The sequence below is a fragment of the Bradyrhizobium sp. AZCC 1678 genome (assembly GCF_036924765.1).
GTDB lineage: Bacteria > Pseudomonadota > Alphaproteobacteria > Rhizobiales > Xanthobacteraceae > Bradyrhizobium > Bradyrhizobium algeriense.
Window position 1 is genome coordinate 663252 of the sequence record NZ_JAZHSE010000001.1, and the last position, 21584, is coordinate 684835.

Consider the following 21584-nt stretch of genomic DNA (forward strand, 5'->3'; position numbering starts at 1 on the left):
AAACGCTGTAAGACGTGGATGCCCGGGACAAGCCCGGGCATGACGGGCTAGGAGCATCGGCTTTAGCATCCTAGTCAAAAGGATCGCCATGACCGACCTAGCTCAACTCGAATCCCAGATTCTCGCCGATGTCGCCGCCGCCGGCGATGAAGCCGCCCTCGAAGCCGTCCGCGTCGCAGCGCTCGGCAAGAAAGGCTCGATCTCGGCTTTGCTCGCCACGCTCGGCAAGATGTCGCCGGACGAACGGAAGACGCAAGGCGCCGCCATCAATCTCGCCAAGGACAAGGTCACCCAGGCGCTTTCCGCGCGCCGCGACATCCTGAAATCGGCGGCGCTCGATGCCCGGCTTGCTTCGGAAACCATCGACGTCACGCTGCCGCTGCGCGAGGCGCCCGCGGAAGCCGGCCGCATCCATCCGCTGAGCCAGGTCTTCGAGGAGGTCAACACGATCTTCGCCGACATGGGATTTGCGATTGCCGAAGGTCCCGATATCGAGACCGACGATTACAACTTCACAAAACTGAATTTCCCCGAGGGCCATCCGGCGCGGGAAATGCACGACACCTTCTTCTTCAACCCGAAGGAGGATGGCTCGCGCATGCTGTTGCGCACGCATACGTCGCCGGTGCAGGTGCGCACGATGTTGTCGCAGAAGCCGCCGATCCGCGTGGTCTGCCCGGGCCGCACCTATCGCATCGATTCCGATGCGACGCATACGCCGCAGTTCCATCAGGTCGAGGGCCTCGTCATCGACAAGGGCTCGCATCTCGGTCACCTCAAATGGATCCTGCACGAGTTCTGCAAGGCGTTCTTCGAGGTCGACCACATCAACATGCGGTTCCGCCCGTCGTTCTTCCCGTTCACCGAGCCCTCGCTCGAGGTCGACATCCAGTGCCGGCGCGACAAGGGCGAGATCCGTTTCGGCGAAGGCGAGGATTGGCTCGAGATTCTCGGCTGCGGCATGGTGCACCCGAACGTGCTGCGCGCCTGCAACATCGATCCCGACATCTATCAGGGCTTCGCCTGGGGCATGGGCCTCGACCGCATCGCGATGCTGAAATACGGCATCGCCGATCTCAGGCAATTGTTCGACAGCGACGTCCGCTGGCTCAATCACTACGGCTTCAAGCCGCTCGACGTCCCGACGCTCGCGGGGGGATTGAGCACGTGAACGCCGCCGAGACTGCCGTTGCGGAGAGCGCCCCCACCCTGACCCTCCCAGCGCGAGCGAAGCTCGTCGCGACCCGCGCGCGGGAGCGGGGACAAGAGAAGCAAACACCATGAAATTCACGCTCTCCTGGCTGAAGGAACATCTCGACACCGACGAGCCGCTGGAAAAGCTTGCCGACAAGCTCACCATGATCGGGCTCGAGGTCGAGAACATCGAGGACAAGGCGAAGGCGCTGGCGCCGTTTTCGATTGCGCGGGTGATTTCCGCCGAGCAGCATCCGAATGCGGATCGCCTGCGGGTGTGCATGGTCGATACCGGCGACGGCGGCGCACCGGTGCAGGTGGTATGCGGAGCACCGAATGCACGCGCCGGCCTCGTCAGCGTCTTTTCGCCGCCCGGCACCTTCATCCCCGGCAAGAACATCACGCTCGGCGTCGGCACCATCCGGGGCGTCGAAAGCCGCGGCATGCTGTGCTCGGCGGCTGAGCTCGAGATTTCCGAGGACCATGACGGCATCATGGAGCTACCGGCGGATGCGCCCATCGGCAAGGGCTATGCCGAATGGGCCGGCCTCGGCGATCCCGTGCTCGAAATCAATCTGACGCCGAACCGCCAGGACTGTACCGGCGTGCACGGCATCGCGCGCGATCTCTCCGCCGCCGACATGGGCAAGCTCATCGATCCCGGTATCAAGCCGGTCAAGGGCGAATTCCCCTGCCCGGTGAAGGTGACGGTGGAAGACGCCACGTTGTGTCCGGGCTTCGCGCTACGGCTGGTGCGCGGCGTCAAGAACGCCCCCTCCCCCGAGTGGCTGCAGAAGCGGCTGACGTCGATCGGATTGCGGCCGATCAACGCGCTGGTCGACATCACCAACTTCATGACCTACGACCGCGCCCGGCCGCTCCACGTGTTCGACGCCAGGAAGGTGAACGGCAATCTCACCGTGCGCCGGGCCAAGCAAGGCGAAAGCCTGCTGGCGCTCGATGGCCGCACCTACACGCTCGATCCCGCGATCTGCGTAATCGCGGACGAGCACGGCGTCGAATCGCTGGCCGGCATCATGGGCGGCGAGCCGTCCGGCTGCGACGAGAACACGACCGACGTGCTGATCGAATCGGCTTTATGGAACGAGATCAACATCGCTCAAACCGGCCGCAAGCTCGGCATCAATTCGGATGCGCGTTATCGGTTCGAGCGCGGCGTCGATCCGGCCTTCATGGTGCCGGGGCTCGAGCTTGCGACCAAACTCGTCATCGAGCTCTGCGGCGGCACGCCATCGGAGAACGTGGTCGTCGGTAACGCCTTCGGCGAGGACCGCATCATCGACTTCCCGCTGAGCGAGGTCAAACGTCTGGCGGGAATCGAAGTGTCGCTGGTCGAGATGCGGCGCATCCTCAGCCATCTCGGCTTCATGGTCGCCGGCAGCGGCCCGGTGGTGAAGGTCGCTGTCCCCTCGTGGCGCACCGATGTACACGGCAAGGCCGACATCGTCGAGGAGATCGTGCGCATCGTCGGCGTCGACAAAGTGCCGATGACGCCGTTCGAACGCGGCGACGATGCCCGCAAGCCGGTGCTGACCACGATCCAGAACCGCACCCGCCGCGCCAAGCGCGCGCTGGCGGTGCGCGGTATGGTGGAGGCGGTGACCTGGTCGTTCATTTCCAAATCGCATGCCGAATTGTTCGGCGGCGGACAGGCTGAGCTCGCGCTCGCGAACCCGATCGCCTCCGACCTCTCCGACATGCGGTCGAGCCTGCTGCCGGGCCTCGTCGCCGCGGCGCAGGCCAACGCCAACCGCGGTTATCAGGACGTCGCGCTGTTCGAGGTCGGCCAGATCTTCAAGGGCGACAAGCCCGAGAACCAGTTCGTCGCTGCCTCAGGCGTGCGCCACGGCTTTGCGTCCTCGAAAGGCATGGGTCGTCATTGGTCGGGCTCTGCCATGACCGATTCGCTCGATGCCAAGGCCGATGCGTTCGCCGTGCTCGCGGCCGCCGGCGCGCCAATGCAGGCGCTGCAGGTCGTGCCGGGCGGCGCGAGCTGGCTGCATCCCGGGCGCTCCGGCACCATCCAGATCGGCCCGCAGAATGTGCTGGGCTATTTCGGCGAGCTGCATCCGCGCTCGCTGGAAGCGCTCGGCGCCGACGGTCCGTTGATGGCGTTCGAAATCATCCTCGACCGCATTCCCGACGCCAAGAAGAAGCCGACCCGGGCCAAGCCGCTGCTTGAACTCTCCGCCTTCCAGCCGGTGTCGCGCGACTTTGCCTTCATCGTCGATCGCGGCGTAAAGGCCGGCGACATCGTGCGTGCGGCGCACGGCGTGGATAAGAAGCTGATCACGGATGTGACGGTGTTCGACGTCTACGAAGGCAAGGGCATCGATCCGAACAAGAAGTCGATCGCGATTGCCGTGACGATCCAGCCGCGCGAAAAAACCCTGACGGACCAGGAGATCGATGCAGTGGCGACGAAGATCGTGGCCGAGGTGACGAAGAAGACCGGCGGCACGTTACGGGCATGATGCCGCATGAACCCTGCGGCGCTCATTCCGGCTGACGTCGGCATCAACGCGGCGATCGCGATCTCTGCGGTCGCCTTCATCTCGGGAACGGCGCGAGGATTTTCCGGATTCGGTTCGGCGCTGATCTTCATGCCGCTCGCCAGCTCCATCGCCGACCCGCGGCTCGTGGCCGCGCTGCTCCTGATCATCGATTTCGTCGCCGCCGCGCCGCTGCTGCCGGGCGCGTGGCAAAAGGCCGATCGGAAGGCGACCGCCATCATGGTGACAGGCGCGCTGATCGGCGTCCCGATCGGCACTTATTTCCTGAGCAGGCTCGAACCCGAGACGACGCGCTGGATCATTTCCGGCTTCGTCTTCGCACTGCTGTTGCTGTTGCTGTCGGGCTGGCGCTACCGCGGCAAGGACCACGCGGCGGTCTCGGTCGGCATCGGCGGGCTATCCGGCTTTTGCAGCGGGCTCGCCCAGACCGGCGGCCCGCCGATCGTCGGCTACTGGCTCGGCCGCCCGCTTCCGTCCGTGATCGCCCGCGCCAATATCCTGCTGTTCTTCGGCGCGTCGGATCTCTTTTCCGCCGTCAGCTACGCCGCGGCCGGACTGATCACGATGAATGCGATCCTGTTCGCGCTCGTGGTCGGCCCGGTCTATGCCGTCGGCGTCTGGTTCGGCGCCTCGCTGTTCGGCAAAGCCAGCGAAACCGTATTCCGCGCGATCTGCTACGCGCTGATCGCGGCGGCCGTTATCTTCGGCCTGCCGGCGCTGGATGGCGTGCTGCGCTGACGCTGCCTCAAGCTGCGTAGATCTGTAGGGTGGGCAAAGCGTAGCATGCCCACCATCAAGAGCGAGATCTACGTTGGCATGGTGGGCACGCTTCGCTTTGCCCCCCTACGATTCCTGCATTAACCCATCACCAGATCGCAATACGCATAACCGTCGCGCTCGACGCGTTCGCCTGTTGTGACCATAAGCCGCCGCGAAAACATCGGCCCCGCCACCACGCAGGTGTGAAACTCGCCGTTCTCGCCGCAAGCGTCGACGCCTTCGGGCAAATCGGCCAGCAAGGCCGCATCGAATGCGCGGCCGGCAAACGCCGCCGGCAACTGCTTCAGATCGACGGTGGCGATATGCGCCTCCAGCCCGCTTGCGATCATCGCCTGCGCCAGTTCCGCCGTCGGCCGTTCCCACAGCGGAAACACCGGCGTGATGCCGGTGCCCGCGAGTTTCTGTTCGCGATAGGCGCGGATATCTCTGAGAAAAAGATCGCCGAAGATCATGTGCGTGATGCCGTCAGCGACGGCCTGCGCGATCGCCTCGCCCATCCGCGTCTCGTAGATCTCGTTCGGACAGGGATAGGGGATCGGCACGATCCGCTGTGGCAAACGAGCGGCTTCGCATTGCGCCTGCAGTATCTCCTGCCGCACACCGTGGATCGATACCCGGCCGAACGTCTCGGTCACCGTGGTCAGCGCACCGACCACATCGAACTCGCCCGCGTGCATCACTTCACACAGCGCAAAGGCCGAATCCTTGCCGCTCGACCAGGAGATCAGTGCTTTCGGGCGTACCATCAGTTGATCGAGGATCCCTGCCCGCGCCGCCGCTGTTTCGCCGGCCGCGCCTCCGGCTCGGGATCCTTCAATGCACCGATCCGCCGCAACGCCGATTCCGCAGCGCGCTCGCCGCTTTCCCAGGCGCCGTCGATCGTGCCCCACAGCGTTTCATGGGTGGCCTCGCCGGCAAGATACATGCAGCCGATCGGTTCGGTCAGAACCTTTCGCGACGATTGCCCGCCGGGACCGGCCGCCGACATCGCGCCGAGCGCGAACGGCGCCGCGTTCCAGCGCGTCGCGCTCGACTTCTTCACCGCGGCCGCAGCCTCGCTGCCGTACAGTTTCGTCAGCCATTCCACCGCAAACGCCACCATGGCCTTCTCGCCCTGCGCGGAGAGATCGCGGCCGAACGAACCGCCGACGTCTATCGTGCAGAGCGACGACCCGCCGATATTGGCTGATATCAGCGATGTCTTCGTCGAATTGCTCTGCTCGATAACGACGTCGTCACGGGCGAGGCCCAGCGGATTGCCCGCCATCTGCAGCGCGATCCGGTCGTAGCTGCCGAGGCTCAGTTTCGAAGCCGCGTCGAGCATACGCTTCGGGATATCAGGCGCGAACTTGATATTTCCGGCGGCCAGCACGTTGGTCGACGTAGTGATCACCGCGGCACGCGCGGTGATCCTTCCCGCCGGCGTTTCCACGCTGACATCGCGGTTGCTCCAGACAATGCGATTGGCCGGTGTCGACAGCGATAGCGGCACCTGCTCGCCGAGCTTTGCGATCAGCGTGCCCAATCCCTGACGACAGCCGATCGCGGTATTGCGATCCTGCGCGCGGGCCTTGTCGCCGACGGAGACATCTTTCAAATCCTTGCCCGCGAAACTGGCGCCCAGCACAAATTCCACCGTGTCGGCCCAGTCGCCGAGGTCCTTCGGCAGCACGGAGGCACAGGAGACGTCGAACCGCCGCGCGGCGTCGTCGATCGCGCGGTTGGCGCGAACCAGCGCGGCGAGAAATTGCTCGGTCTCGCCGGCGCGGGCGTTGCGGCGGCCGATGCGGATCTTCTGGCCCGAGGGCGCGGTCGTGATCTCGAGGCCGGCTGCGCGCGCCAGCTTGATCATCGGATTGGTCTCGGGATTGTGCATCCAGCGCGCGCCGCGATCGAACGGCACCTCGAAGGTCGAACTGTCAGTCTGGCAGCGGCCGCCGATCTGGCTCGCCGCCTCCACCACGATCACCTTGCGGTTCGCCGCCATGATCCGCCGCGCCGCAGCAATGCCGGCCGCACCCGCGCCGATCACCACAACGTCAGCTTCCCGCGGCAACGGCGCGGCCCCCGCACGCCCCCCGCAAAAAACCGGAATAGCTGCCAGACCAGCGGACGCCGACAGGAAGGTGCGGCGGGTCATTGTCATGTCGTGGTTTCCGGAACCTGAAAGGAGCGAGAACAGCTAGCGAACTGTGCCGCATCTCACGTAACGCAGCAACACTCATGGTAAATCAATCATGATTGATCCGTTTGGCGCATGAACTAAATTGAAACGGCTTGCGACCATGATAAGGAAACAAAAAAAGCGGGAGAAAAGCCGCTCTGGGGGAGTTTCATGGGCGTAATGCTCGATACGATCGGCCAGGTGATTGCGGGCTACCTGCAGAAGGAAGTCCCGGGCTATGAGCCGTTCACACCCAGCGACCCCGAGCATCTGCGCGGCGTCATCGAGCCCGGCGACGTGCTGCTGGTCGAAGGCAACAACCGCATCTCCGGCATCATCAAATACCTGACACAGTCCACCTGGTCGCACGGTGCGCTTTACGTCGGCCCGGTCGACGGCGCGTTCGAACCCGACGGCGAGCCGCACGTCCTGATCGAGGCCAATATCGGCGAAGGCGTGACCTCGGCGCCGCTGTCGAAATATTATCCCTATCACACCCGGCTCTGCCGCCCGATCGGCCTGTCCTATGAGGACCGCACCACGGTGTGCCGCTACGCCATCAACCGGATCGGCTTCGGCTACGACACCAAGAATATCGTCGACCTGATGCGTTATTTGATCCCGCTGCCGGTGCCGCAGCGCTGGCGCCGCCGCATGATCGCGTTCGGCTCCGGCGATCCCACCAAAATCATCTGCTCGGCGCTGATCGCGCAGGCGTTCGACGCCGTGCGCTACCCGATCCTGCCCAAGATCACGCGTGCCGCCTCAAGAAAGGCCCGGCGCGAGATCCTGCATATCCGCGATTCCTCGCTCTACATGCCGCGCGATTTCGACATCTCGCCCTATTTCGAAATCGTCAAACCCACCATCGTGCACGGCTTCGACTACACGGCCCTGCATTGGGCCGACAAGCAGAAGCCGCTCCAGGAGGTAGCGGGCGAATTCGGTGTGTTTCCAGAGGTCAAGTCGCCGCCGCTTGTTCCTGAAGAGATTGACCAAGAAGCGCCGCTTCCGGCTGAAGAAGTGACGGTTGAAGAAGTAACCTGCGAAACGATGATGATCGAACGCGTCACCGTCTCGGAACATTATCTCGCCGTCGAATACGTCCCGGTCCGCGCGCCGGAGCGGCGCATGAAGCCGCGCGAGATCGTGGCGTAGGGGGAGGAATTCGTAGCCCGTTCCCTAAAACCTCCCCGCCAGCGTCAGCCGCACCGCCAGCGGCTCGGCCGGATGCACATGCCGGTCCGCGACGCCGCCGATCGGTTCGCCCGGCAACCGCGACAGATAGTAATACTCGATCTGGTTGGTCCGCGCGTTGAAGAGATTGAGCACGTCGAGCTGCAGTTTTAAACCATTGTCGAAGCGGTAGCCGGCTCGTGCGTTGAAGATCAGCGACGCCAGCGAACGGACGCTATCGTCCTCAATCAGCGGACGCGGGCCGAAATAGCGCGCCTTCAATGCACCAAACCAACCAGTCTCGCTGCCCAAGGTGATTGCGCCGCTCGCGATCCACGCCGGCGCGCCCGGGATGAAATTGCCGGCGGCATCGAAATCGGTGAAGCGCGCGCGGGTATAGGCAACGTCCAGATCGAATGATAGCCACGGCTTCGGCTTGTATTGGTTCACCCACTCCACGCCAACCCGGCGGCTCGGCCGGCTGGCCTCAGTGGTGCCGGCGTCGCCCACGAACAGCAGTTCGGAGTCGAAATCGAGCACAAAGACAGCGACCGAGCTTGTGAGTCCCTCGATCGCTTTCGTGCGGAAGCCAAGCTCGGCGCCCTTCGATCGCACCAATAGCGGCACGCGATCCTGCGGCGTCACCTTGTCGATCGGATCGACCGTGATCGTCGCGCCGCGGATGTCATTGCTGTGCAGGCCGTAGCCGGCATTGCCGTAGAACTCAGTCTTGTACCAGGGGCCAAGCACGATGCCGGCTTTCGGGCTCGTTATCGTCGCCTGGGCATTGCCTGAATTTTCCGGCGTGTCGCTGAGGACGCGGCCGGCGAAAACGTCCTCGCGGATGCCAACAGTGGTGCGCAGCCAGTCGTTCCAGCGCGTCGTTGTGTCGGCCCAGATGCCGACATTGCCTTCCTGCACGCGGTCCTCGCGCACGGTCGAAAGCACCGCACGCTGCTCCGTCTTGAACAGACCGACATGGATGTCGTCGTAGCGGCTTTGCATTCCGACGCGGGTTTGCGTCTCGAAGCCGCCAAACCGCCAATCGAAGGCATGCCGTGCGTCGAAGCCACCAAGGGTGCGGCGATCGAGCTGGTTGAACTGGTCGCCATTGACGGGATTATCGAGGAAGTAAGTGAAGTTGTTGAAGAGCTGCAGGTCGGAGCGCACGACGTAGGCGTTGACCTTGCTCTGGCCGTACTCGCTCGATTGCGCCCAATTGCCGGACAGGCTGAAGCGGCTGGCCGTCCCGCCATCGGTGGGATCAAGCGAGCCGAAGCGGCCGATGATGCCCTGATCGATGGCGCGCTGCGCCACCTGGTCGGTCGAATTCCAGCCGTTGGAATAAGCCATCGCGGTCAGCGTGAGCCCATCGGTCGCGGTGCCCTGGCTGTAGCGCAGCACGCCGTTCATTTTCCGCACATTGTCCGGAACGTCCCACGGCCCATCGTATTTGATGCTCTCGACCGCCGCGAGCATCGTGCCCGCGCCGACCGCGGTCGATCCCGCCGCCACGCCGCGCCGGTGACCGAAGCTGCCAAATGTGACCTCGGCTAGATTTTTCGGCAGCTTGTTAAGGTAGTCGATCGCGACGGACCCGGCGGAGCTGAAATCGCCCACATCGGCGTAGTACGGACCCTTGCGGACATTCACCGATTGAATCAGCTCAGGGATCAGGAAGTTGATATCGGCGTAGCCCTGCCCGTGGCCATGAGTTGGCATGTTGACGGGCATGCCGTCGACCTTGATGGAGAGATCGGTGCCGTGGTCAAGGTTGAAGCCGCGCAGGAAATACTGATTGGCTTTACCTTCTCCGGAATGCTGGGTGACGATCAGGCCGGGCACGACTTCCAGCGCCTCGCCGACACGCACGAATGGCACTGCGTTCACCTGTTCGCCGGTAAAGCTTATCGCGCTGGCGGCGGTGGGCTGCAGGGCGGCGGCGCCATCGGATGAAGTGCCGGGCGTGACGCCGCCTGCGCCCGCGGTGACCGGCTGGTTCGAGCGAACGGCGGTTCTGCTCCGCGCACCACGATTTTGCGGCTGTTTTGGCCGAGCGATCCGCTTGGGCGGCGTTGCGTTGGGAGCCGTGATGGTCACCGGTGGAAGCTGGTCAGGCTGAGACGCCGTCCACTCCTGCCCCTCGGCGGGGAGCATCAGAACGGCAGAAGAAGCCGTAGCGGAAAATATCCGCAACAAGACCCTGCGCACCGCCATGCCCCCGCATGTTTACTGCTACAAGTCTGAGAGCGACTGCACCATACCCAACCCGACATTCGCTAGCAAGGACAGTATGACGATACAATAGAAATATCATACCGGGACCAACACGGAAATCAGGATGCAACGGATCACCATCACCATTGAAGACGATCTGCTCGCCGAGATCGATGCGGCGGCGGAAGCCCGCGGCTATCAAAACCGCTCCGAGATCATCCGCGATCTCGCCCGCGCCGGACTGCAGCAAAGCGCCGAGGACGCAACTCCTTCAGGCCAATGCGTCGCCGCGCTGGTCTATGTCTACGATCACGCCGCGCGCGACCTGTCGAAACGACTGGTGCAGAATTTCCACGGCCGCCACGATCTGTCGCTGGCGACGCTCCATGTCCATCTCGACGACGACTCCTGCATGGAGGTGACGGCGCTGAAGGGAGGGAGCGGCGAGGTCCGGCACTTTGCCGACCACATCATCGCCGAGCGCGGCGTGCGCTACGGCCGCGTGGTGATGATCCCGACGGCATCCGACAAGAAACCGAAGGCGCGCAAGCGCAAGCACGGCCACGACTAGCGTGGAGGCAAGAAGGCGTAGCCCGGATTACCTGTCTGAACGGCCGATCACGGCCATCAGCTCCGCGATCTTTTCCCGCTGATCGGCCTTGTTGCCGCTGGTGATCGCGTGCTCGACGCAATGCGACACATGATCCCGCAAGACCTCTTCCTCGACACGCCGCAGCGCGGCCCGCACGGCTGATATCTGCGTGACGATGTCGATGCAGTAGCGATCCTCCTCGACCATCTTGGACAGACCGCGGACCTGGCCCTCGATCCGGCTGAGGCGCTTTTGGCAGGAAGCCTTGATGTCTTTTCGCATGCGGCCTATATACCCCTACAGGGTATAGGTTTCAAGGACCGAGCGGATGATGAACACGAATGAAAACGCCGAGCGAAACGGCGCGTCAAAGAGCGCCTGCTGCGACCACGCCAGTCACAGCCAGCACGATCATCACACCCACACCGCTGCAACCGTCCGCGATCCCGTCTGCGGCATGAGCGTCGACCCCGCGACCAGCAAGCACCGCTTCGACTACCGCGGCGAGACCTTCCATTTCTGCTCGGCCGGCTGCCGTACCAAATTCGCCGCCGATCCCGTCTCCTATCTGGAAGAGGGCAGCAGGCCGAAGGCCGCGGTGCCGGAAGGCGCCATCTACACCTGCCCGATGCATCCCGAGATCCGCCAGGTCGGCCCCGGAAGCTGCCCGATCTGCGGCATGGCGCTGGAGCCGGAGGTCGCGAGCCTCGATGCGCCGCCCAATCCGGAACTCGCCGACATGACGCGCCGCTTCTGGATCGGCCTCGTGCTCGCGCTGCCGGCCGTCGTCCTGGAAATGGGCGGGCACCTCGTCGGCGGCCATGGCTTCCTCGATCCGACGCTGTCGAACTGGATCCAGTTCGCGTTTGCCACGCCCGTGGTGCTCTGGGCCGGCTGGCCGTTCTTCGTGCGCGGCTGGCAATCGCTCGTCACGCGCCATCTCAACATGTTCACGCTGATCGCTGTCGGCACCGGCGTGGCCTATGTCTACAGCGTCATCGGCACCGTCGCGCCCGGAATCTTCCCGTCGACCTTCCGCGGCCATGGCGGCGCGGTCGCTGTCTATTTCGAATCCGCGGCTGTCATCACCGTCCTCGTGCTGCTCGGCCAGGTGCTCGAACTTCGCGCGCGCGAGGCGACATCAGGCGCGATCAAGGCGCTGCTGCAGCTCGCGCCGAAAACCGCGCGCCGGATCGGCGATGACGGCGCCGATCACGAGGTGGAAATCGATACGCTTGCAGTTGGCGATCATCTGCGCGTCCGACCGGGCGAAAAGGTGCCAGTCGACGGCGTCATCCTCGAGGGCCGCTCCTCGCTCGACGAATCGCTGGTGACCGGCGAATCCATGCCAGTCACCAAGGAGCCGGGCGGCAAGGTGATCGCAGGTACGCTCAACCAGTCCGGCGGCTTCGTCATGCGCGCCGAAAAAGTCGGGCGCGACACGCTGCTTTCCCAGATCGTCAAGATGGTGGCGGATGCGCAGCGTTCCCGCGCGCCGATCCAGCGGCTGGCCGATCAGGTTTCCGGCTGGTTCGTGCCTATCGTCATCCTCGTCGCGCTGCTCGCGTTCGGCGCCTGGGCCTGGTTCGGGCCGGAGCCACGCATGGCGTTCGGCCTGGTCGCCGCCGTCAGCGTGCTCATCATCGCCTGTCCCTGCGCACTCGGCTTGGCTACGCCGATGTCGATCATGGTCGGCGTCGGGCACGGCGCACAGGCCGGCGTGCTGATCAGGAACGCCGAAGCGCTCGAGCGCATGGAGAAGGTCGACACGCTGGTGGTCGACAAGACGGGAACGCTGACCGAGGGCAAGCCGAAGGTGGTCGCCATCGTACCGGCAGACGGATTTGAGGAAGCCGGCATTCTGCGGCTGGCCGCGACCGTCGAGCGCGCCAGCGAACATCCGCTGGCTGACGCCATCGTACGGACGGCCAAAGAGCGCAATCTCGATTTAGGCAAGGTGGAAGAGTTCCACTCGCCGACCGGCAAGGGCGCCACCGGCAAGGTCGACGGCAAGGCGATCGTGCTTGGCAATGCGAACTTCCTGCAGTCGCTTGGCATCGACGCACAGTCATTGAACGATAAGGGCGAACGTCTGCGCGGCGACGGCGCGACCGTGATCAACATGGCGGTCGACGGCAAACTTGCGGGATTGTTTGCCATCGCCGACCCCGTGAAAGCGTCGACGCCGGACGCGCTGAAGGCGCTGGCGGCTGATGGCATCAAGGTCATCATGCTCACGGGCGACAACAGGACCACGGCGAATGCCGTCGCGCGGAGCCTCGGCATCGCCGATGTCGAGGCGGAGGTGCTGCCCGACCAGAAGAGCGCTGTCGTGGCCAAGCTCCAGAAGGCCGGAAAGGTCGTCGCGATGGCCGGCGACGGCGTCAACGATGCGCCGGCGCTCGCCGCCGCCGAAGTCGGCATCGCCATGGGCACCGGCACCGATGTTGCGATGGAGAGCGCCGGCATCACGCTGCTGAAGGGCGATCTGGTCGGCATCGTCCGCGCCCGGCGGCTCTCTCAGGCGACGATGAGTAATATCCGGCAGAATCTGTTCTTCGCCTTCATCTACAACGCCGCCGGCATCCCGATCGCCGCGGGCATTCTTTATCCCGCGTTCGGCCTGCTGCTGTCGCCGATCATCGCCGCCGCGGCGATGGCGCTGTCTTCGGTGAGCGTCGTCGGCAATGCGTTACGGCTAAGGATGACGCGGCTGTAAGTTCACGCCGCCCTCGCCGCCGTCCCGCGCGGCAAGCCTGCGCGCGCCAGTCCGCCATACAGCGCCTCGCCCGGCATTTCCGATTTCAGGATCGCGCGCACCGCGACCAGCTTCTCGATATCAATCCCGGTCTTGAATCCCTTGCTCTCGCACAGGAACACCAGGTCCTCGAACACCACATTCCCGGTGGCGCCCGGCGCGAACGGGCAACCGCCGAGGCCGCCCAGCGATCCATCCAGCACGCGCGCGCCGGCATCGAGCGCGGCCGAGGCGTTGGCGATGCCCATCCCTCTTGTGTCGTGCAGGTGAATGCAGATCGGCTTTGAGCCTGCGATCTTCACCGCAGCCGCCGTCAGTTCACCGACCTGCTTCGGCCCGGCATAACCAACCGTGTCGGCAATCGCGACCATGTCGACGCCGGCCTCGAACAGCTTTTCCGTCAGCCGCAGCACTTCTTTGGGATCCACGGCCCCGACGATCGAACAGCCCAACGCCATCGAAATCGCGGAGTTCACCACCGGCTTGTGCGCGCTGGCGTCGCGCAGCTCACAAAGCCGCCTGACGTTGCCAATCGCCGACTCGCGCGAGCGGTTGGCATTGGCCTGGCTGTGCTCTTCCGTGGCCGAGACCACCGTCGCCACTTCGGCGACGCCGGAGGCCAGCGCCTCGTTGACCCCACGCTCGTTCAGCGTCAGCGCGATGCCGTAGGCGCCCGGCAGGGAGGCCACGGTCCCGATGATGTCGCGCACGTCGGCGAATTGCGGAAAGGTCTTTGCCGGCAGGAACGAGCCGACCTCGAAGTGCCGCACGCCCGCGGCATATTCATCGCGCATCCAGCGCTGTTTGGCGGAGGTGGATGGAAATGCCTTCACGAGCTGCAGGCCGTCGCGCAGGCCCACCTCGCGCAGGATGATTTTGCTGTCGGGATAGAGTTCCTGGACACAGGTCATGGCAGCCTCATGCGGCGTTGTGTTTGGAAGACGGGTCTTGCTTGTCGAGTTCAGCGCGAACGGCTTCGGTGTCGGCGCCCAGCACCGGCACCTTCAGCCCTTCGCCGATATTGCCGCCGTTCCACTCTACCGGCAACGCCGGAACGCGGAACGGCGCGCCGTCGGCATTGAAATTCTGCACCAGGCCGCCGGGGCGCAGCACATGCGGATCCTGCAGCAGATCCTCGGGGCGGTTGATCGGCGAATAGGCGATATTCAACGCATCGAGCTTTGCCGACAGATCAGCGATCTTCCAGCCTTTGATCACTTCGGCAACGCGCGGAATGATTCTCCCACGCGCCAGAATGCGGTCTGTGGTGTTGCGCAGGCTCGGGTCGTCGGCAAATTCCTGCAGTCCGAACTCGCGGCAGAAACTCCACCAATGGCCCTCGGTGACGACGCCGATGAAGATGCGCTCGCCGTCCGCTGTGTCGAAGATGTCGTAGATCGGCCAGGCGTGCTCGCGCTCCGGCATCGAGCGCGGCTTCCTGCCGGTCATCTCATATTCGACCATGTGTTGCGCGACCAGGAACAGGCAGTTCTCGAACAGGCCGATGCGGATGTCGGCGCCGTCCCTCTTGCCGCCCCGCTTCTCGTAAAGCGCGGCGAGAATCGCAATCGCGCCGAACATGCCGCCCATGATGTCGTTGGCGGAGGAGCCGATGCGTTGCGGCTTCTCGCGCGTCCCGGTCATGGCGGCGAGCCCCGACATCATCTGCACGACCTCGTCCAGCGCCGGCCGATGCTCGTACGGACCGGAGAGAAAACCCTTGTGACCAGCGACAATCAGATGCGGGTGTCTGCGGCGCAACTCCTTGGTGCCGAGCCCCTGTTTCTCGAGCCGGCCGTCGCGAAAATTTTCCACGAACACGTCGGCGCTTTCGAGCAGCCGATGCAGGATTTCGAGATCCTCCGCCTTGGCTAAATCAAGCACGACGCTGCGTTTGCCGCGGTTGAACAGCGGAAAGAACGAGGTTCCCATACCGCCAAGAGAACGTGTCTTGTCGCCCACCGGCGGCTCGACCTTGATGACCTCAGCGCCCAGTTGCGCGAGGATCATGCCGCAGGTCGGGCCCATCACCATATGGGTCATCTCGACGACCCTCACGCCGTCAAGCGGCAATCCCGTTCCGGTCATCGTGTGTCTCTCTCCGTAGCCGTCTTTTGACGCTCAACCTAGGCCTTCGACGACCCTTGGGAAGGCACAATCTGTCAGACGCTGCCATTCGCTGCCGCATAACGCCGGCGCCGCCCCACGACCGGGCCAAAACCGGCACTTGTCGAACGGCTCGCGTATATCTACCTCTCGCGAAGGTTTTCACGAGAGGTTGAACCGCCATGTTGGACGCCGCCGTCAAGGCGCTTTCGCAGATCCTGTCGCCGCCGATGCGCACCATCCTGTGGCGCTCGATCGGGCTGGCGCTGGTGCTGATTACGGTGCTGGCCATCGGCTTGCAGCGCGGGTTGAGTTGGTTCGCCGAATACGGCGAGGGCTGGGCCGAAGCGATGCTGGGGCCGGGCTTCCACACGTCGCTCAACATCCTTTCCTGGATCATCTCGATCGCGGCCGGGCTCGGCGTCGTGCTCGGCGGCATTTTCCTGATGCCGGCGGTGACCTCGCTGGTGGCGAGCGTGTTCGTCGACGACGTCGCCGAGCATGTCGAGCGCGAGCATTATCCGGCGGAGCGCCCCGGCGACGCGCTGCCGCTCGGCGTCGCGATCCCCGAGGGCATCAAGACGGCGCTGCTGACCATTTTGGTCTATCTGATCGCGCTGCCCTTTGTGCTGTTCGCCGGCGCGGGCTTCCTGATCTTCTTCATCGCCACCGCCTGGCTGTTGGGGCGCGAATATTTCGAACTCGCGGCGATGCGTTTCCGCTCGCCCGCTGAAGCCAAGGCGATGCGCAAGGACAATGCGGCGACCGTGTTCACCGCGGGCCTGTTCATCGCAGCTTTTGTCTCGATCCCGATCGTCAACCTGGCGACGCCATTGTTCGGCATGGCCTTCATGGTCCACATGCACAAGCGCCTCTCCGGCCCGCGGCCGGAACTGATCGAGCCGGCGCGGCGGCAGGAAATATCGGCACGCTGATCGGCGCCGCTCATTGCGACGCGGTCACCCCGCATTTCCGCAACACATTTTTCGCGAAACCGAACGGTGCCGGCGTGAAGGGGCCCGGCGGCGCGCGGGTGATCAGGGCGACGAAGAACAGCGCGGCCATCGCCAGCCAGAAGCACAGCCAAAATCCGTCGATATAAGCGAGCACGTTGGCTTCGCGCTGGACCCGCGCCGACAACGTCCCCAGCGCCCGCGCCGGGGCGGCGCCCACGCCATGGCTGGCAAAATAGTCCCCGAGTTGCTTGAGCAGGCGCGTCACGTCGAAGCTGCCGCTTTGGATGTGCAGCCCGAGATAATTGGAATGGATCTGCTCGCGCACGCGCAGCCAGGTGCCCATCAGCGCCACGCCGATCTCGGCGCCGCCGAGCCGCATGATCTGGATATAGGCGGCGAATGACGTCGCGCGGGTCGGGTCGGAATTGGACAGCGCGAGGATGATGATCGGCAACAGCATGAGTGCCTGCCCGATCGACTGCAGGATCACGATGCCGACGAAATCGCCGCGTGCCCAGTCATGGGTCAGTTGCGTTCCCCACAGATTGGCGGCAGCGAACGCCGAAAAACCGAGGACCACAACGGCGCGCGCATCGAAATGCCGAAGCAGGAAGATCGAGAATGGCACCAGCACCACCATGGGCAAGGCGCCGAAGGTCAAGAGCAGAACGCCGCTTTGTTCGGGCCGCATCAGGCCCACAACGCTGAGAAAATTCGGTACAAGCGACGAGTTGGAGAGGCTGGTCAAGGTATACAGCAGGATGACGACCAGCGAGAGCCCGACATTGCGCGAGAACAGCACGTTGACGTGCGCCCAGGGTCGGCGAACCAGCATCTCGTTGATCAGAAAGGCGATGAACAGCGCAGCCCCGGCGAGCAACAGCGCCATCACCGTGCCCGATTCCAGCCAGTCCAGACGATTGCCCTGATCGAGACCGGCATAGATCATCGAGACGGAGGTGCCGAGCAGCAGCATCCCGCCCCAATCAGCGTGCCTCAGCAGGTCGCGGTTAACAGGTTCGCTGGGCGTGCCGAGATAGATCATCAGGCCCATCAGTGGCGCTATCACCACGCCCTGCCAGTACAGCCACTGCCATCCCAGATGGTCGACATAGAAGCCGACCAGCGAGGTGGAGGTGTCGAGCGCGAACCCGACCCTGATCGAATAGATCGAGATCGCCGGCAGCCACCATTTGATCGGCAAATTGCGCAAGATGATCATCAGCGTCGCCGGCACGAAGGTGCCGAGCAGCATGCCATGCACGATGCTGAGCGCGATCAGCGTGAGGTAATCGTGCACGAACGGGATCACCAGCGAGATCAGGGCATAGACCAGGCTCGGAATGCCGAGCACGCGGCGCATCCCGAACACGGTCGCAAGCCACGCCACCGCCGGCGCGACGAATATCTGCGAGCCGATGCCAGCGGTAGAGAGCCAGGCGCCCTCGTCGAAGCCGAGCGAGAACGCGCCGCGCAGATCAGGCAGGCCTACCGACGTCAGCCGGCTGTCGAAGTTCGCCAGAAACGCGCCGAGCAGCACCGCACCGACCGCGAACAGCGGCCGCGGCGCGATCCCGCCGCGCGAAACCGGTCCGCGGTCGAGGTCATTTTCCGCCATCCGTGCCCGCCTGGCCGGTATTGATATGGGTGACGACGGACATCCCGGGCAGCAGGCGCTCCAGCAGCGGCTGGTTCTTGTCCAACTGAATCCGGACCGGGACGCGCTGAACCACCTTGGTGAAATTGCCGGTGGCATTGTCCGGCGGCAGCAACGCGAATTGCGAACCGCTCGCCGGCGCAATCCGCTCGACGCGACCGCGCAGTTTTTCGTTCGGGAAACTGTCGACGCTGATCTCGACGGGCTGACCGGGTTCGACCTGGGTCAACTGCGTTTCCTTGTAATTGGCGATCACATAGACGTTCGGCAGCGGCACGACGTTGATGAGGTTGGTGCCGATATTGACGTAATCGCCCGGCTGCACCTGCCGCTCGCCGGTGACGCCATCGAACGGCGCCACGATTTTGGTGTAGCCGAGCTTGAGTTTGGCCGCGGCCAGCGTCGCCTTGGCGCCCTCGAGGTCGGCGGCACGCTGCTTCTTGGTGCCCGACAATACTTCGAGCTGATGACGTTGCGCGGCGATGACGGCGCGGCTCGCACGCACCTCGGCCTGCGCCTTGGCAAACGCCGCAGTCGCCTGTTCGAGCTTTTGCCGCGTTCCGGATTCGGTCTGCGACAACGACTGCTGGCGCTCCTGTTCCTGACGCGCCTCGACCTCCTGGGCGGCCGCGGATACGAGCTGAGCTTCGGCCTGTGCAATTGTCGCGTATTGCAGTTCGACCTGATTGCTCAGATTGTCGAGGGCTGCCTGCGCGGCGGCGACGCTGGCCTCGGCCTGTGCGACCTGAGCCGCGTAATCGGCCGGATCGATCTGCACCAGCAAATCGCCAGCCTTGACGCGCTGGAAATCCTTCACTGCGACCGTAATCACCTCGCCGGCGACCCGGCTGCTCAACCGCGTGAGCTCGGCACGAACATAGGCATCGTTGGTGGTCTGGATCGTGGCGCTGCCAACCCAGGCATCCCAGCGCACCGTCGCCAGCGCGATAAAGACCAACGCCGTCAGCACCGCAAACAATGGAATCGTGAAGCGGCCCCAGAAGCCGCTTACCGCCGGCGACGGCTTCGGAGCTAGCGCGAGCGGCGGAGATGGGGTCCGATTTGCGGGTGGCGGACTCGTTTGATCCTGCTGACTCACAGCGACGCCCTCAATTACGTTCCCGAGAGCCGGATTAAGACCCTCAGGACATGACAACGATCATGCCTCAGACCGTCTTCTCCGGCCACCGGCAAAGATCGTTGATCAGGCATACCTCGCAGCGCGGCTTGCGGGCGAGACATGTGTAGCGCCCGTGCAGGATCAGCCAGTGATGGGCGTGCAGCATGAATTCCGACGGGATCACCTTCTCCAGCCCGAGCTCGACCTCAAGCACGTTGTTGCCGGGCGCCAGCCCGGTGCGGTTGCCGACGCGGAACACATGCGTATCCACTGCCATGGTGTGCTCGCCATAGGCCATGTTGAGCACGACATTGGCGGTCTTGCGCCCGGCGCCGGGCAGCGTCTCGATCTCGGCCCGGGTGCGCGGCACCTCACCGCCGAATTCGGCGATCAGTTTTTCCGAGAGCGCGATGACGTTCTTCGCCTTGTTGCGATAGAGCCCGATGGTCTTGATGTACTCGCGCACTTTCTCTTCTCCGAGCTCTAGCATCCGCTCGGGCGTATCGGCCACCGCAAACAGCGCGCGCGTCGCCTTGTTGACGCCGGCGTCGGTAGCCTGCGCCGACAGCACGACCGCCACCAGCAGCGTATAGGGATTGAGATGTTCGAGTTCGCCCTTCGGCTCCGGATTGGCTTTGCGAAATCGGCTGAAGGCCTCGTGGATCTCGGCCGGCGTCCAGGGTTTCGGCTTGGCTGACTGCTTCGCCACACGCTTCGGCACCGCCTTGGCGGCCTTCTTTGCCACTTTCTTCGGCACCGACGGAACGCTCGATTTTTTTGCGCTGATAGAGCGGGTGATTTTGGCCATGATCGGGATATACTGATACGCGATGACCGCAGGCAACGACTTTGATCCCCCGCTTGACCCGCCGACGCTGTTTTCGGCGCGGGTGACGCCGCATCGCTCGCTCAACCGCACCGGCTTTTTGGTGCTGATGACGTTCATCGGCATCGTCAGCTTTGTCGCCGGCGTCGCGTTCTGCCTGATGGGCGCGTGGCCGGTGTTGGGGTTTTTCGGCCTCGATGTACTGGTGATCTACTGGGCGTTCCGGATCAATTTCCGCAGCGCTGACGCCACCGAGGATATCGTGGTGACGCCATCGGAATTACGCGTGCGACGGGTCAGCCATCGCGGCCGTCTGATCGAATGGTCGTTCAATCCGCTCTGGGTCCAGCTCGAACAGACCGGCGACCCCGAATTCGGCATCGAGCGGCTTTATCTGGTCTCCCGCGGCCGCCGGGTTTCGGTCGGCTATTTCCTCGGACCAGACGAAAAAGCTAGCTTTGCCAAAGCCTTACTGGCTGCGTTGCAGACCGCCAAGCGCGGTATCACATACAATCCGGTCGCGTAGGTAGTTGTCAGAAATCGGGTGGTTTGAGCCGCGCATGAGCCCTAAATCAGACCCCATGATGATATCAGCCATACATGACCAACGCTTGGCCAGGCCAGGCCACCAGAGCGCCGCGCTCCGCGACTACGACTCCGTGCGCCGCGCCATCGCCTTCATCTCCGAGCACTGGCGCACGCAGCCGACCATCGAGCTGATGGCGGACGCTGCCGCCGTGACGCCGGATGAGCTGCACCATCTGTTCCGCCGCTGGGCCGGGCTGACGCCAAAGGCATTTATGCAGGCGCTCACCCTGGACCATGCGAAGGGCTTGCTGCGCGATTCCGCCAGCGTGCTCGATGCTGCGCTCGATTCAGGGCTCTCGGGCCCGGGCCGGCTGCATGACCTCTTCGTCACCCATGAAGCGATGTCGCCGGGCGAATGGAAGAATGGCGGCGCCGGCATGACGCTGCGCTACGGATTCCACGCTTGCCCATTCGGCACCGCGATCGTGATCGCGAGCGACCGCGGACTGGCGGGGCTTGCCTTCGCCGATCCCGGCGAGGAACCGACGGCGTTTGCCGATATGAAGCGGCGCTGGCCCAACGCGACCTATGTCGAGGACCACGACGGCACCACTGACCTCGCGCAACGCATCTTCGATACGCGGCTGTGGCGGCCGGACCAGCCGCTCCGCGTGGTCCTGATCGGCACCGATTTCGAGGTGCGGGTGTGGGAGACGCTGCTGAAAATTCCGATGGGCCGCGCGGTCTGCTATTCCGACATCGCGAACAAGATCAAGAACCCGAAAGCCTCGCGCGCCGTCGGCGCCGCGGTCGGAAGAAATCCGGTGTCGTTCGTGGTGCCCTGCCACCGCGCGCTCGGCAAGGGCGGCGCGCTGACCGGCTATCACTGGGGCATCACGCGCAAGCAGGCGATGCTGGGCTGGGAAGCGGGACAGGTGGGATTGCATTGACTTCGTAGAGTGGGCAAAGCGAAGCG

18 protein-coding genes are annotated in these 21584 nt (G+C 64.1%); 9 read left to right on the forward strand and 9 right to left on the reverse strand.

Going from position 1 to position 21584, the window contains the following annotated elements; all coding sequences use genetic code 11:
- The first annotated feature begins 88 nt into the window (after positions 1-88).
- The 3 genes from pheS to V1294_RS03200 all read left to right on the forward strand — a co-directional run bounded on the left by pheS (position 89) and on the right by V1294_RS03200 (position 4466).
- Positions 89-1171 carry a phenylalanine--tRNA ligase subunit alpha gene (gene pheS / locus V1294_RS03190; protein ID WP_334495099.1) on the forward strand — a complete coding sequence of 361 codons (1083 nt, stop codon included), beginning with the start codon at positions 89-91 and terminating at the stop codon, positions 1169-1171.
- Positions 1172-1280: 109 nt separating this feature from the next.
- On the forward strand, positions 1281-3689 hold the full coding sequence (gene pheT, locus V1294_RS03195; RefSeq protein ID WP_334495101.1) for a phenylalanine--tRNA ligase subunit beta: 2409 nt from the start codon (positions 1281-1283) through the stop codon (positions 3687-3689).
- Between the two features lie 6 nt (positions 3690-3695).
- Positions 3696-4466: a sulfite exporter TauE/SafE family protein gene (locus V1294_RS03200; RefSeq protein WP_334495102.1), complete on the forward strand. Its 771-nt coding sequence runs from the start codon at positions 3696-3698 to the stop codon at positions 4464-4466.
- 119 nt (positions 4467-4585) lie between these two features.
- Here the strand turns inward: V1294_RS03200 and V1294_RS03205 are convergent, their stop codons facing one another.
- Positions 4586-5254: an ATP-binding protein gene (locus V1294_RS03205; protein ID WP_334495104.1), complete on the reverse strand. Its 669-nt coding sequence runs from the start codon at positions 5252-5254 to the stop codon at positions 4586-4588.
- Entirely contained in the window at positions 5254-6654 is a 1401-nt protein-coding gene (locus V1294_RS03210) for a flavin monoamine oxidase family protein (RefSeq protein ID WP_334495106.1), read from the reverse strand. The genes V1294_RS03205 and V1294_RS03210 overlap by 1 nt, the downstream gene beginning before the upstream one ends.
- 189 nt (positions 6655-6843) lie before the next feature.
- Here V1294_RS03210 and V1294_RS03215 point away from each other — a divergent pair, with 189 nt between their 5' ends.
- Positions 6844-7830, forward strand: coding sequence for a lipo-like protein (locus V1294_RS03215; protein WP_334495108.1), 987 nt, complete (start codon positions 6844-6846; stop codon positions 7828-7830).
- Between the two features lie 24 nt (positions 7831-7854).
- On the opposite strand, the gene V1294_RS03220 is transcribed toward V1294_RS03215, so the two are convergent.
- Positions 7855-10065 (reverse strand): TonB-dependent receptor, encoded by a 2211-nt coding sequence (locus V1294_RS03220; RefSeq protein ID WP_334495110.1) that lies wholly within the window; start codon positions 10063-10065, stop codon positions 7855-7857.
- A gap of 124 nt (positions 10066-10189) precedes the next feature.
- Between V1294_RS03220 and nikR the strand changes: the two genes are divergently transcribed.
- Positions 10190-10636 carry a nickel-responsive transcriptional regulator NikR gene (gene nikR / locus V1294_RS03225; RefSeq protein ID WP_334495113.1) on the forward strand — a complete coding sequence of 149 codons (447 nt, stop codon included), beginning with the start codon at positions 10190-10192 and terminating at the stop codon, positions 10634-10636.
- Positions 10637-10663: 27 nt separating this feature from the next.
- Here the strand turns inward: nikR and V1294_RS03230 are convergent, their stop codons facing one another.
- Positions 10664-10939 carry a metal-sensitive transcriptional regulator gene (locus V1294_RS03230; protein WP_108512737.1) on the reverse strand — a complete coding sequence of 92 codons (276 nt, stop codon included), beginning with the start codon at positions 10937-10939 and terminating at the stop codon, positions 10664-10666.
- Between the two features lie 49 nt (positions 10940-10988).
- Here V1294_RS03230 and V1294_RS03235 point away from each other — a divergent pair, with 49 nt between their 5' ends.
- Positions 10989-13376: a heavy metal translocating P-type ATPase gene (locus V1294_RS03235; RefSeq protein WP_334495115.1), complete on the forward strand. Its 2388-nt coding sequence runs from the start codon at positions 10989-10991 to the stop codon at positions 13374-13376.
- A gap of 2 nt (positions 13377-13378) precedes the next feature.
- Here V1294_RS03235 and V1294_RS03240 read toward each other — a convergent pair whose 3' ends face one another.
- Both V1294_RS03240 and V1294_RS03245 read right to left on the reverse strand, forming a co-directional pair.
- Positions 13379-14326 carry a hydroxymethylglutaryl-CoA lyase gene (locus V1294_RS03240; RefSeq protein ID WP_334495117.1) on the reverse strand — a complete coding sequence of 316 codons (948 nt, stop codon included), beginning with the start codon at positions 14324-14326 and terminating at the stop codon, positions 13379-13381.
- Positions 14327-14333: 7 nt separating this feature from the next.
- Entirely contained in the window at positions 14334-15503 is a 1170-nt protein-coding gene (locus V1294_RS03245) for a CaiB/BaiF CoA transferase family protein (protein ID WP_334495118.1), read from the reverse strand.
- A gap of 200 nt (positions 15504-15703) precedes the next feature.
- On the opposite strand from V1294_RS03245, the gene V1294_RS03250 reads away from it, so the two are divergent.
- Positions 15704-16456, forward strand: a complete 753-nt coding sequence (locus V1294_RS03250) for a sulfate transporter family protein (RefSeq protein ID WP_334487571.1) — start codon at positions 15704-15706, stop codon at positions 16454-16456.
- 10 nt (positions 16457-16466) lie between these two features.
- On the opposite strand, the gene V1294_RS03255 is transcribed toward V1294_RS03250, so the two are convergent.
- From V1294_RS03255 to nth, 3 genes are all read right to left on the reverse strand, one after another.
- Positions 16467-18095 carry an MFS transporter gene (locus V1294_RS03255; RefSeq protein ID WP_334495121.1) on the reverse strand — a complete coding sequence of 543 codons (1629 nt, stop codon included), beginning with the start codon at positions 18093-18095 and terminating at the stop codon, positions 16467-16469.
- Entirely contained in the window at positions 18082-19233 is a 1152-nt protein-coding gene (locus tag V1294_RS03260; RefSeq protein WP_334495123.1) for an HlyD family secretion protein, read from the reverse strand. The genes V1294_RS03255 and V1294_RS03260 overlap by 14 nt, the downstream gene beginning before the upstream one ends.
- 67 nt (positions 19234-19300) lie before the next feature.
- Positions 19301-20062 carry an endonuclease III gene (gene nth, locus V1294_RS03265; protein ID WP_334504474.1) on the reverse strand — a complete coding sequence of 254 codons (762 nt, stop codon included), beginning with the start codon at positions 20060-20062 and terminating at the stop codon, positions 19301-19303.
- Positions 20063-20084: 22 nt separating this feature from the next.
- On the opposite strand from nth, the gene V1294_RS03270 reads away from it, so the two are divergent.
- Together V1294_RS03270 and V1294_RS03275 are read left to right on the forward strand one after the other, a co-directional pair.
- On the forward strand, positions 20085-20606 hold the full coding sequence (locus V1294_RS03270; RefSeq protein ID WP_334487580.1) for a DUF2244 domain-containing protein: 522 nt from the start codon (positions 20085-20087) through the stop codon (positions 20604-20606).
- A 55-nt stretch (positions 20607-20661) separates the two neighbouring features.
- On the forward strand, positions 20662-21558 hold the full coding sequence (locus tag V1294_RS03275; RefSeq protein WP_334490105.1) for a bifunctional helix-turn-helix domain-containing protein/methylated-DNA--[protein]-cysteine S-methyltransferase: 897 nt from the start codon (positions 20662-20664) through the stop codon (positions 21556-21558).
- Positions 21559-21584 lie beyond the last annotated feature (26 nt).